Origin of the sequence: uncultured Anaerococcus sp. (assembly GCF_963510915.1) — a bacterium.
Taxonomy (GTDB): domain Bacteria; phylum Bacillota; class Clostridia; order Tissierellales; family Peptoniphilaceae; genus Anaerococcus.
The window spans coordinates 1-11,587 of sequence record NZ_CAUPHG010000056.1 but is presented as its reverse complement, the minus strand read 5'-3'; the positions used below and the strand labels follow the sequence as shown (position 1 = coordinate 11,587).

At 30.1% G+C, this 11,587-nt stretch carries 11 protein-coding genes and 2 pseudogenes; all 13 read left to right on the top strand.

The annotated features are described in order from the left end of the window. Window positions 1–252: pseudogene (locus RQ893_RS05925) on the top strand (rRNA pseudouridine synthase); the annotation flags it as partial. Window positions 253–279: 27 nt separating this feature from the next. Continuing rightward, the gene (locus RQ893_RS05920) at window positions 280–1,494 is read left to right on the top strand and encodes an NAD(P)/FAD-dependent oxidoreductase (RefSeq protein WP_311482129.1); all 1,215 of its coding nucleotides are present in this window, start codon (window positions 280–282) and stop codon (window positions 1,492–1,494) included. Continuing rightward, complete coding sequence (gene cmk / locus RQ893_RS05915) at window positions 1,491–2,144, top strand: (d)CMP kinase (RefSeq protein WP_311482128.1); 654 nt, start codon at window positions 1,491–1,493, stop codon at window positions 2,142–2,144. The genes RQ893_RS05920 and cmk overlap by 4 nt, the downstream gene beginning before the upstream one ends. Next, window positions 2,134–2,739 (top strand): lysophospholipid acyltransferase family protein, encoded by a 606-nt coding sequence (locus RQ893_RS05910; RefSeq protein WP_311482127.1) that lies wholly within the window; start codon window positions 2,134–2,136, stop codon window positions 2,737–2,739. The genes cmk and RQ893_RS05910 overlap by 11 nt, the downstream gene beginning before the upstream one ends. Then, window positions 2,726–4,795, top strand: a complete 2,070-nt coding sequence (locus RQ893_RS05905) for a bifunctional 4-hydroxy-3-methylbut-2-enyl diphosphate reductase/30S ribosomal protein S1 (RefSeq protein ID WP_311482126.1) — start codon at window positions 2,726–2,728, stop codon at window positions 4,793–4,795. The genes RQ893_RS05910 and RQ893_RS05905 overlap by 14 nt, the downstream gene beginning before the upstream one ends. Before the next feature lie 57 nt (window positions 4,796–4,852). Next, a complete protein-coding gene (miaB, locus tag RQ893_RS05900; RefSeq protein WP_311482125.1) occupies window positions 4,853–6,205 on the top strand; it encodes a tRNA (N6-isopentenyl adenosine(37)-C2)-methylthiotransferase MiaB in 1,353 nt (450 codons plus the stop codon). Between the two features lie 129 nt (window positions 6,206–6,334). After that, the gene (locus RQ893_RS05895) at window positions 6,335–7,315 is read left to right on the top strand and encodes a V-type ATPase subunit (protein ID WP_311482124.1); all 981 of its coding nucleotides are present in this window, start codon (window positions 6,335–6,337) and stop codon (window positions 7,313–7,315) included. A gap of 2 nt (window positions 7,316–7,317) precedes the next feature. Then, window positions 7,318–8,211, top strand: a complete 894-nt coding sequence (locus RQ893_RS05890) for a hypothetical protein (RefSeq protein ID WP_311482123.1) — start codon at window positions 7,318–7,320, stop codon at window positions 8,209–8,211. Beyond that, window positions 8,195–9,562 (top strand): V-type ATP synthase subunit I, encoded by a 1,368-nt coding sequence (locus RQ893_RS05885; protein WP_399523485.1) that lies wholly within the window; start codon window positions 8,195–8,197, stop codon window positions 9,560–9,562. Before RQ893_RS05890 ends, RQ893_RS05885 begins: the two co-directional genes overlap by 17 nt. An 11-nt stretch (window positions 9,563–9,573) precedes the next feature. Then, window positions 9,574–10,005: an ATP synthase subunit C gene (locus RQ893_RS05880; RefSeq protein WP_311482121.1), complete on the top strand. Its 432-nt coding sequence runs from the start codon at window positions 9,574–9,576 to the stop codon at window positions 10,003–10,005. 1 nt (window position 10,006) lies between these two features. Beyond that, entirely contained in the window at window positions 10,007–10,243 is a 237-nt protein-coding gene (locus RQ893_RS05875; protein ID WP_311482120.1) for a V-type ATP synthase subunit F, read from the top strand. 11 nt (window positions 10,244–10,254) lie between these two features. Beyond that, window positions 10,255–10,860: a V-type ATP synthase subunit E family protein gene (locus tag RQ893_RS05870; RefSeq protein WP_311482119.1), complete on the top strand. Its 606-nt coding sequence runs from the start codon at window positions 10,255–10,257 to the stop codon at window positions 10,858–10,860. Continuing rightward, window positions 10,844–11,587, top strand: a pseudogene (locus RQ893_RS05865) (V-type ATP synthase subunit A); the annotation flags it as partial. The gene RQ893_RS05870 and the pseudogene RQ893_RS05865, both read left to right, overlap by 17 nt.

Sequence of the window (11,587 nt, the reverse complement as noted above, 5' to 3'; positions counted from 1 at the left end):
GGATTAGATATTGGAAATGGCGAAAAGACAGCCGATTCAAAGTTAGAGTACTTAGGAGATAATACCTACAAGGTTATTATTCATCAAGGCTATAATAGACAAATTAGAAGAATGTTTAAGGTTTTTAATGCGGAAGTCATAAATCTTAAAAGAATAAGGATAGGGAAGATAAGCATTTCTGACCTAAAGGAAAAAGAGTACAGATATTTTAATGATGAAGAATTAAAATTTGTTGAAGAAATTAGAAGATAGGTAACTATCTTTTTTTGTGGGATAAATATGAAAAAAATTGGGATTATTGGTGCGGGGCCTTCTGGTATTATGGCAGCAATTAGTGCAAAAAATGAAAATAACCAAGTAACTTTATTTGAAGGTAATGAAATAATTGGCAAGAAACTGTTAATGACAGGTGGAGGTAGGTGTAATATTACAAACGCAGCTTATTTTGACGAATTTCTTGACAATGTTATGACTAATAGTAAGTTCATTTACTCTGCCTTTACAAATTTTGATAATTATGGTCTTATTGATTTTTTAAATCATAATGGTTTAACAACAAAGATTGAAGATGATGGGCGAGTTTTTCCTGAAAGTGAAAAATCAAGAGATGTCATAGATTTTTTTGAAAAAAAACTTAAAGAAAAATCAATAATTTTGAAAACTGGGGATAGGATTACAAAAGCTTATAAGGATAAATATTTTTATCTTACAGATCAAAAAAATAATACCTACATCTTTGATTATTTAATAGTAGCAACAGGCGGTAGGTCATATCCTAGAACAGGATCTGATGGTTATGGTTATAAACTTGCAAGAAAATTTGGTCATGAAATTATTGATCCAAAGCCTGTGCTTGTACCTATTTTTATAAAAGATAGGTTGAAGTTAAAAGCTCAGTCATTTAAAAATATAAGAATCACTATAGAAACAACAAAAGGTAATTTTTCTATTGATGGAGATTTAATGATAAATCAAAATTTCCTAACTGGACCTTGTGCGCTAAAAGCTAGTTCTTTTATGAGAGATAAAACTATTAAGGCTTTATCTATAGATTTTTTTCCAAACCTAACTTATAATGAATTAGAAAAGGAAATACTAGTACTAATAAATGAAAATGCTAAAAAGAGTATTGAAAATTCACTAAAATCTATCTTAAATAATGCCTTAATTGAGGAAATATTAAGACTGACTAAAATTGATATAAATAAAAAGGCAAGCGAGCTTACAAAATTAGAAAGAAAATTGATAATAGAAAAAATTAAAAATTTTAATCTAATGTTTGATAAGCTAGGATCTTTTGAATCAGCTGTCGTAACAAGGGGAGGAGTTGACGTAAAAACTATAAATCCCAAAAATATGGAATCTAAATTGGTAGACAGATTATTTTTTGTAGGTGAGATATTAGATATAGATAGTCTTACAGGTGGATTTAATTTACAAGTATATTTTTCTACAGCATATGCAGCTGGAACATTCATTAAGGAGAATACATGACATATATTATTGCAATTGATGGACCTAGTGGGTCTGGGAAATCAACAATATCACAGATATTGGCAGAAAAACTAAATATCGAATATTTAAATACAGGTCTTATGTATAGGGCTGTAACTAAATATTTTCTAGATAAGGGATATGGCGAAAAAACTGAAGATAAGATATTAAAGAAATTGCTTGATGAAATTACTATTGATTTTAAAGAAAATAATCTATTTTTAAATGGTTGTGACGTAACTAAAGATTTAAGGACAGATGAAGTAACTGCGAATGTCTCATGGGTTTCTGCAAGAGATTATGTTAGGGAAAAAATGGTTGATCTTCAAAGAAAAATTGCAGAGAATACATCCTTTATCCTAGATGGTAGGGATATTGGAAGTGTTGTGTTCCCAAATGCTAAGTATAAATTTTATCTTACTGCTTCTGCCCTAACAAGGGCAAAGAGGCGTTACGACCAGGGTGAATCTGAAATGACAGTTGAAGAAATAGAAAAATCTATAATAAAAAGAGATAACTATGATTCAAATAGGAAAGTTTCACCTCTTAAAGTAGCTGAAGGAGCTATAATTGTTGATAGTTCTGACTTGAATATTAAACAAACAGTAGAAAAAATCCTCTCATACATGGAGAAGTCAGATGTTTTATAATATAGTAGTTGCGATTTTAAGAGTCTTATTTTTTCCGTTTTATAGGATAAGGGTTCATGGACAGGAAAATATTCCGACAAATCCAGATTTTATTGCTTGCGCCAACCATTGGTCTAACCTAGATCCATTTTTCTTAGCTGTGTCATTACCGATAAAATTTAATTTTATGGCAAAAAAAGAACTTTTTGAAATCCCGGTTTTGAGAAATATCCTTAAATTTGCAGGTGTTTTTCCAATAAATCGTCAAGGCAACGACCTAAAAGCTTTGAAATATGCAATTGGACTTATTAAGGAAGGTAAAACTCTTGGCATTTTTCCTGAAGGAACAAGAGTAAAAAAGATTTCTAGGGATAATATGCATGAAGGAGTAGGTTTTATAGCTCTCAAGGCTAAGGCAGATATTCTTCCCATAGAAATAATCACTTCTTATAAAATTTTTTCAAGGGTAGATATTTATGTAAAAGAATCTATTAATATTAAGACTTACCATGATCTTAAAAATAAAGAAGCGATGAAGATGATAAGTGATGAAGTGTATAAATATATATATGAAAATCATAAAGTTCTAGAAAGAGGAGCTAATGAAAATAATTAAGGCGAAAAATTCAGGTTTTTGCTTCGGAGTTAAAAGGAGTGTAGAACTTGCTGAAGAAGCCATAAAAAATAATAAAAAAGCTTATTCACTAGGTCCATTAATTCATAATCCTCAACTTGTAAAAAGTTATGAGGACAGAGGTCTAAGTGTCATAAATCATGAACAAGCACTAGAGATTAAGGATAGCTTGATAGTTATTAGGGCACATGGAGAGCCTAAGGATTTTAAAGAAAAGCTTAAAGCAAACGGAAATCAATTATTAGATGCTACTTGTCCAGTCCTTAATAATATCTATAAAAAAATTATTGATAAGGAAAAAGAAGGATATCAGGTAATAATTGTTGGAGATAAAACACATCCAGAAATAATTGCTATGGACTCTTGTATAAAAAATGGTATAATAGTTTCAGATGAGACTGAAGCAAAAAATATTAAGAATTATGACAAGCTATTTGTGGTAAGTCAAACTACGAATAGGTTAGAGTATTTCAAAAATATTGCTAACAAGTTAGAAGAAAATAATGATAGTGTAGTAATAGAAAACACAATCTGCAATGCAACAAAATTAAGGCAAGATTCAGCAAGAGAACTTGCAAATATGGTGGATTGCATGATTGTTGTTGGTGGTTTTAATAGTTCTAATACAAACAAGCTTTATCAAGTAGCTAGTTTGTTTTGCAAAAATGTTTTTAGGATTGAAACTGTTAAAGATCTACCTTTGCAAAAGCTCTCTAAATTTAAAAAATTAGGAATAATCGCAGGAGCGTCTACGCCTGAGTCGATTATCGAGGAGGTAGTAAGTAGTATGGATGAATTCACAAAAGAAGAATTTATGAACAGTCTGGAGAATAGTTTAAGAAAGATTTACCCAAAAGAGGTAATCACAGGTACAGTAATCAACGTTAAGGATGATGAAGTATTTGTTGATATTCAATATCGTGCAGATGGTATTGTTAAACTAGACGAAATGACTGAAGAAGAACAAAAAGATCCAAAAAACAGTTTTGAAGTTGGAAATGACATAGATGTATATGTCATCAAACTAGATGATGGTGAAGGTAATGTATCCCTTTCTACAAGAAGAGTAGAAGGAATGAGAGCTTGGAAAGAGCTTGCCGATAAGTATGATAATGATGAATTAGTTCATGGTAAGGTTATAAGCTTCAATAAGGGTGGTCTTACAGTCGAAGTTAATGGTATTAATGGTTTCGTACCAGCTAGCCAAATCGCAACATATTTTGTTAAAAATTTAAAGAAATTTGTTGGTGAAGAATGGGATCTAAAGATTATAAGCATCGACGAAAGAAAAAACAGACTCGTTCTATCTAGAAAAGACGTTTTAGAAGCAGAACTAGATGACCTTTGGGAAGAGCTTGAAGAAGGTCAAGTAGTAAAAGGTAAAGTTGCAAGACTTACTGACTTTGGTGCTTTTGTTGAAGTAAATGGATTAGATGGTTTACTTCACGTATCAGATATTGCTTGGACAAGAGTAGAGCATCCTTCTGATGTTTTAAATGTTGGTGATGAAATAGAAGTTAAAATATTAAAACTTAACAAAGAGAAAAATAGAATCTCTCTTGGTCGTAAACAACTAATCGAAAAACCTTTTGAAAAATTCGTTAATGAGCATGAAGTTGGCGATGTAGTTGAAGGAAAAGTTGTTAATTTACTAGATTTTGGTGCATTCGTAGAAGTTGCTGATGGTGTTGAAGGTTTAGTACATGTTTCTGAAATTTCTTGGGAACACGTTGAGAAACCATCTGATGAATTAAATGTTGGTGACACAGTCGAAGTTAAAATAATTTCAATAGACAAAGATGAAGAAAAAGTTGGACTTTCAATCAAAGCTTTAAAAGAAGCACCAGAAAGACCTGAAAGAAAACCTAGACAACAAGCTAGAAATAATGATAGACCAAGAAAAAAAGTTGAAAGAGACAATTCAAAAGCCTTTGGCGATGATGATCTAAACAACAACCTTGGTGATATGCTTGCACAAGCTTTGTCAGAACAAGGATCAGAGGATTTATTAGATTCTATCGAAGAAGACGCTGAGTAAAAATAATAAACATAAAGGGATGACTTAGTTCATCTCTTTTTTTTCGCAAGGAGTAGTATGGCCAGTAAGAAACTAGACAAATATAAAGATTATTTTAAGGGTAAGACATATAATATAACTACATTTGGTTGCCAAATGAACGAACATGATTCTGAAAGAATTTCATTTATCCTAGAAGACTTAGGTTATACCTATGAAGAGGATAGAAAGAAAGCGGATTTTATTTTATTTAATACCTGTTTGGTTAGGGAAAATGCAGAATTAAAACTTTATGGACAAGTTTCTTCTTTGAAAAAAATAAAAGAAGCCAATCCTGATAAAATAATTGCCGTTTCTGGATGTATGATGCAAACTGAAGTGGCTAGGCAAGTTATTATTGATAAACATAAAGAAGTTGATATAATTTTTGGAACAAAAAATATTAATTCTCTTGGTGACCTCATTTTTAGATATTTAGAAACAGGTGAAAGAGTAGTAGATATTTCCACAGATAATGTAAAAGATGATTTTGTATTGTATAATACTCCAAATCATTTCCAGGCATATGTAAATATAATGACAGGTTGTGATAATTTTTGTTCATATTGCATAGTACCCGAATCAAGGGGACGTGAAGAATCAAGGAGACCTTCTTCAATTATTGAAGAAGTTGAATATCTTGTAAATAACGGATATAAAGAAATAACACTTTTAGGACAAAATGTTAATTCTTATGGGAACAAGGCCGATTTTAATCACACCTTTCCTGAATTACTTGAAAAGGTTGCTCAAATTCCAAATTTAAAAAGATTAAGATTTACAACTAGCCATCCAAAAGATTTATCTGACGAATTAATCCAAGTTATAAAAAGAAATGATAATATCTGTAAGTATTTTCATCTTCCACTCCAATCTGGATCTGATAAGGTACTAAAAGATATGAACCGAAAATACACCCAAGAAAAATATTTGGAAAGAGCAAGAAAGTTAAAAGAAGAAATACCTGAAATAGCGATTTCAACCGATATTATTGTGGGTTATCCAACAGAAACAGAAGAAGATTTCAAAGAGACTTTAAATGTATGCAAAGAAGTCGGCTATGATACAGCCTTTACATTCAAGTACTCTCCTAGGCCAAAAACTAGGGCAGCAAAACTTACACCAATTGACGATGATATTGTTCAAGAAAGGTTCGATAGGTTGTTAGATTTATTGTATCCTATATTTAATGAAAAAAATAAGTCTTATATTGGTAAGACTGTTGAAGTTTTGTTGGAATCAGAAAGTAAAAATAATTCAGAAGTCTTAACTGGCAGAACTGATGATTACAAATTAGTTCATGTAAAGGCAGATAAAAGCTTAATAGGTGAGTTTGTTAAGGTTAAAATTACTGATAATACATCATTTACAATTTCTGGAGACCTAGTATAATAAAATCCTGGCTTTGCTGGGATTTTATATTTATAAATCATCATTTCTTATGATTTATATTAAATATATTAAAAGCTTTTTTTATAAAAAACAATCGGGTACAATATAGCATGTCAGGAAGGAGGTTTTATGAAAGATGTTTCTGTAAAAGCTAAGGCGAAATTAGGGAAACTTTTGGATGATTATTTACTTGAGAGAACTTTAAACGAAAATGATTTGAGTAGAAAAATATCTTATTTGAAAAAAAACTATGAATTTTTAAATGAAAATGACAATAAGCTTGATGTTGAAGAAAAATTATATAATTACTTTTATAAACAAGTCAAATCAATCGAATTCTTTTTAAGAGGCTTAGAAAAGAAATTCTATCAATTATATTTTTCTATTTATAAAATTTATTTGATTCAAGAAATAATTACAAGTATCTTAAATAAGTCTTTGGAAGAGAATTATAAATACTTTGTCAATAGTCCATTTTTCGAAGATATGGTACTTTTACCTAATTTTTCTCTAGAAGATTTTGTTAAATCAATTAAAGATAAACATATAAAAAGAGTGCTTGAACCATTCTTGAATAAAAATATGGATCAAGATCAATTGATATTTTTATCTTCAAATGCGCTTATTAAGTTATACTACAGGGATTTATTAAAAATTAGCGAAAAATTTCCTAATACTGAATATAAACATATCAACAAATACTTATCTGAAGAAATTAATTTGTTGAATTTTGAAATGCTTTACAGGTTAAAATCATTTTTTGAAATAAATAATAATGAGGTTTTTAACTACCTTATAGAGGGTGGATATCTGTTTAATGCGGACAGACTTAGAGAGATATCTAATCTAAATAAGGACGAATTTATAGAGTATTTTTCTGATGGTAGGTATAAAAATATTTTTGAAGATGAGAAATTATTTTATAAAAGAATACAAGATAGAAGATGGAAAAATTCCAGAGATGAGATAATCAAAGAGAATTGTGACATACTTTATGTTGTTTCTGCAATAAATCTATTATATCTAGATATAAAAAATATTGTTTCTATCTTGGAAATGGATGAAAAGTATGACTATAATCAGAAGAGAGAATTGTTAATAGGAAGGTAGATATGGCAGTAGAAAAAATGAACCTTGTTAATATAACATCTAGGGTAGAAAATCTAACTGATTTATTAAAAGATGTTATTAATATAGGTCAAATTGAACCAATTGATGCTTTTGGTCAAGTGGCCAGTAGAGCTTTCTCTGTCAAGGCTAGTAGCGAAAATGTCGAACTAACTGAGGATATGAATAATATTACGAGCTTTCATGGACTTTCCAAAGAAGAGCTTGAAAAGTTAAATTATTTAAAAAGATTTTTAGGCATCGATGATGATGAAGAAATTGGTCAAATATCTAAAGTTATAAGTAAAGAAGAGCTAGATAGGCTCTATACTAGGCTTGAACCGATGATTAAAAGAAGAGAAGAGCTTGTTTGCGAGAAAGAAAAATTGTTAAATTATAAAAATAATTTGGAAATTCTTGCTAGATCAAACGTTGATATCGAAAAGATCAAACACTTAAATTATTTTGATTTTAGATATGGTGAGGTAACAAAAGATGGTAGATTCATATTGAAAAATAACTATGAAAATATACCATCATTGATTATTCACTTAGACGACGAAGCTGTAAAAAGTTCCGAAGCTCTCAATACTTTGATTGATATTGATAATAAAACTAGTCAAAGAAGAAAAAGTGTTGATGAAATAATTGAAAACGAAAAGTCTGAGAGTTTAAAAGTAGCTAATAGAATTGATCAAACATATAATGAGAAAATATCTAAAGAAGTTGCTAACTTAAATGCTAATAATGAGGAAAAAATAAAAAAAGAAGCTGAAGAAATTAAAAATTCATTTTCTGATAGAAAAAATAATATAGAAAGTCTATATAAGGAGAAAGTTGATTCGCTTGTTTGCGATGCATTCAACAAAATTATTGGGGGAGATGACAATGACAGATAAAATTAAAAATTCAAAAGAAAATTATTTGTTAGTCTACCCAAAACAAGTTAGTGAGGATATTGGTAGGGCTGTAAATACAATGGGCTTTATTGATAAAGATCTTCCTGATGATAATCTTGAATCAATTGAAAGTAAATTAAGTAAAGTGAACGAAGAACTTGGCTCCTTGGAAACTGAAATTGAAAGTTTCAAAAAAAAGAATGAAGACACTTTTGAATCTTTACCTAGTACAGTCGAGTATTATGAGAAGAGCGAAGAGATTATTAGCAAAATGGCAAAGGGTGAAAAATACCTCTATCTAACAGGATGGGTTCCTAAATCTAAAGTAAAAGAATTTGAAAACCTAGCTAATAAATATGAAAAAACTAATGTAGAAGTAAAAAAAAAATTTAATCAAGAACCTCCTACTAAGTTAAGAAATAATAAATTATTTAGACCCTTCGAATTTTTAGTTAATATGTATGGCGCCCCAAATTACAACGAAATAGACCCAACCCCATTTTTTGCAGTATCTTATATGTTACTATATGGAATGATGTTTGGGGACCTTGGTCAAGGTTTAGTATTTGTTTTGTTGAGCTATTTGGTTGACAAAAAGAACAAAACATTTGGAGCTCTTATTAGAAGGATAGGATTTTCAGCTTGTTTCTTTGGTATAATGTATGGTTCAGTATTTGGTATAGAAACCCTCATACCAGCCATTTTGATAAAACCATTTGATAACATAATGAAAGTACTTATTGCATCTGTAGCTTTTGGTATTGGACTTCTTGTTATAGCCTATTGTTTAGGTATTTATAACAAGCTTGTAAAACAAAAAAATATTGAGGAAGGTATCTTCGGTAAAGAAGGAATAGCTGGACTTATGATGTTGACATCCTTTGTCTTAATAATCCTAAATATAGTGAAGATTAATCCAATGCCTATAACAGTAGGTCTAGTTTTATTGATTGCTTCAATCGTAATGATAATTTTTTCAAAACCAATCGCAGCAAAGATTGAAAAAAGAGATGAAGTTTTTGAATCAAGTGCCTTTGACTATTACGTAGAAAGTTCATTTTCAATAATAGAAGCTCTTTTATCTGTATTTTCAAACCTAGTATCCTTTACAAGGGTAGGGGCCTTTGCAATAAATCACGTCGGTTTGTATATGGCTTTTGAGGTTATGAGTAAAATTGCAGGTGGAGGAATCAAGGGACTAATTATTTTGATACTAGGAAATATCTTAATAATAGGCCTTGAAGGTATGATAGTATTCATTCAAGGTTTAAGACTAGAATTTTATGAAATGTTTAGTAAATATTATCAAGGAAATGGTCGTAAATTTAGACCAATTAAAGAAATAAAATAAAAGGAGATATTATGATTAAATACACAGCAATGCTAGCGTTAGCAGTAGTAATAATAACAATTTATTCAGGTTTATACTTATTAAAGAACAATGAAGACCCATCAAAAGCAAAAATTTCTAAAGCATTAAAGATGAATTTATTTACCTTTGTGCCAGTAATGTTAATGATTGTTGTACTTATGATTCCATCCGCTTCAAAAGCAGCAGAAGGTGCAGCTACAGTAGCCACATCCTCTGATGGACTTAAATATATTGGTGCAGCTCTTTCAACAGGTCTTGCAGCAATTGGTACTGGTTATGCCGTAGGTACAGTTGGATCTGCAGCTCTAGGCGCTATTTCTGAAGACCAATCTATCCTAGGTAGAACAATTATATTCGTTGGTCTTGCTGAAGGTATAGCAATCTTCGGTGTTATTATTTCTATCATGATCCTAAACGCATAAAATGAAAGCAAAGATTCTAACTGATTCTAACAGCTTGCTTACAATGTTTCGTCTTGGAGCAATTGAAGCAAGCTTGGTTGGAGATCAAAATTTTGAAGAAGAATTTAAAAATTCGTACAAGGATGAGAATCTTGCTATATTGATAATTACAAGGTCAGTTTATAATCAAAATACAAATAGGATTGATAATTATAGAAGAGATTACACAATGCCTTTGATTGTAATTATTGATGGTTGAAAGGATGAAATATGCTAGATATAGAAGCAAAACTATCGAGTTTTAGGAAGATGGTATGGGATGAAGAAAAAATAAAAACTGATAATGAATTATTCTTATCAACAGAAAAAAACTCATCCTATATAGACAATAAAAACAAACAAAGAAATCAAGAATTTGAAGAAAGTATAAAAGATAGAAAAAATTTTCTGAAAATTAGAAAAAATGAAGAAATTTCTAAAATTAAGCAAGAAGCAAAAAATGATTTCTATGCTTATAGAGAAGAATTGCTTGAAGATTTTTATAATAGATTAATAAGTAAACTTAGAGCTTATAAAAAAACTGACTCTTATAAAAAATCTTTATCAGATGATATTAAGAAGTTTATGAAAGAACTTAATTTATCAGAGGATAAAATTGTTGTATGCGTTCTAGAAGATGATTTGGATTTAATAGATTTTAAAAATAAACAAGCAATTGACAAGACTTATATTGGCGGCTTTATACTAAAAGATATTAATAATGAGTTTAGATATAATTTTAGCTATAAAGAAAGAATAAGAGATAAAAAATATGAATTTGGCAAAAAACTATACCAAGTTCTTGAAAGTGAGCATTTTAATGAATCCAATAATTAAAACAATTAATGGACCTGTTGTTTATGCTCAAAATGCAAGGAATCTTAAAATTAGAGAAATGGTATCTGTTGGCGAATTAAAGCTAATCGGAGAAGTTATTTCTGTTGACGGAGATCTTGCTACCATTCAGGTTTATGAGGATACATCAGGTCTAAAAGTAGGAGAGGATATTATTTCTACATCAATGCCTCTTTCTGTTAGACTAGGTCCAGGCCTATTGGGAAATATGTTTGATGGTATAGAAAGACCACTTAAACATATTATGGATAAGCATGGTGCCTTTATACCATCTGGAATTGGTTTTGATAACTTGGACTTGGAAAAAGAATGGGATGTTAAAATCAAATTCAAAAAGGGCGATAAGATAAGAAAATCAGATATTTATGCCACTATTAAGGAAACTGAGGTCATTGAACATAGGCTCATGTCTAGTTTTAATGGGACAATTGTAGAAGCTAAAGAAGATGGCAAATATAAACTTGAAGATACAATTCTTAAAGTTGAAAATGATGAAGGTGTTTTTGAACTAAAGCTTTATCAATATTGGCCAGTTAGAAATCCAAGACCAGTAAAGAAAGCTTTGGGTTTACAGAACTTACTCGTTACAGGTCAGAGAGTATTGGATGTATTTTTCCCAATTGCGAAGGGTGGTACTGTTGCTATTCCTGGAGGATTTGGTACTGGTAAGACAATGCTCCAACACCAACTAGCCCAATATTCTGATGTT

Excerpts from the sequence above, each read along its gene's own strand:
- RQ893_RS05910 (WP_311482127.1), top strand. The coding sequence starts at position 2,134 with ATGTTTTATAATATAGTAGTTGCGATTTTAAGAGTCTTATTTTTTCCG.
- RQ893_RS05895 (WP_311482124.1), top strand. The coding sequence starts at position 6,335 with ATGAAAGATGTTTCTGTAAAAGCTAAGGCGAAATTAGGGAAACTTTTG.
- RQ893_RS05890 (WP_311482123.1), top strand. The coding sequence starts at position 7,318 with ATGGCAGTAGAAAAAATGAACCTTGTTAATATAACATCTAGGGTAGAA.
- miaB (WP_311482125.1), top strand. The coding sequence starts at position 4,853 with ATGGCCAGTAAGAAACTAGACAAATATAAAGATTATTTTAAGGGTAAG.
- RQ893_RS05880 (WP_311482121.1), top strand. The coding sequence starts at position 9,574 with ATGATTAAATACACAGCAATGCTAGCGTTAGCAGTAGTAATAATAACA.
- RQ893_RS05875 (WP_311482120.1), top strand. The coding sequence starts at position 10,007 with ATGAAAGCAAAGATTCTAACTGATTCTAACAGCTTGCTTACAATGTTT.
- RQ893_RS05920 (WP_311482129.1), top strand. The coding sequence starts at position 280 with ATGAAAAAAATTGGGATTATTGGTGCGGGGCCTTCTGGTATTATGGCA.
- RQ893_RS05870 (WP_311482119.1), top strand. The coding sequence starts at position 10,255 with ATGCTAGATATAGAAGCAAAACTATCGAGTTTTAGGAAGATGGTATGG.
- RQ893_RS05885 (WP_399523485.1), top strand. The coding sequence starts at position 8,195 with ATGACAATGACAGATAAAATTAAAAATTCAAAAGAAAATTATTTGTTA.
- cmk (WP_311482128.1), top strand. The coding sequence starts at position 1,491 with ATGACATATATTATTGCAATTGATGGACCTAGTGGGTCTGGGAAATCA.
- RQ893_RS05905 (WP_311482126.1), top strand. The coding sequence starts at position 2,726 with ATGAAAATAATTAAGGCGAAAAATTCAGGTTTTTGCTTCGGAGTTAAA.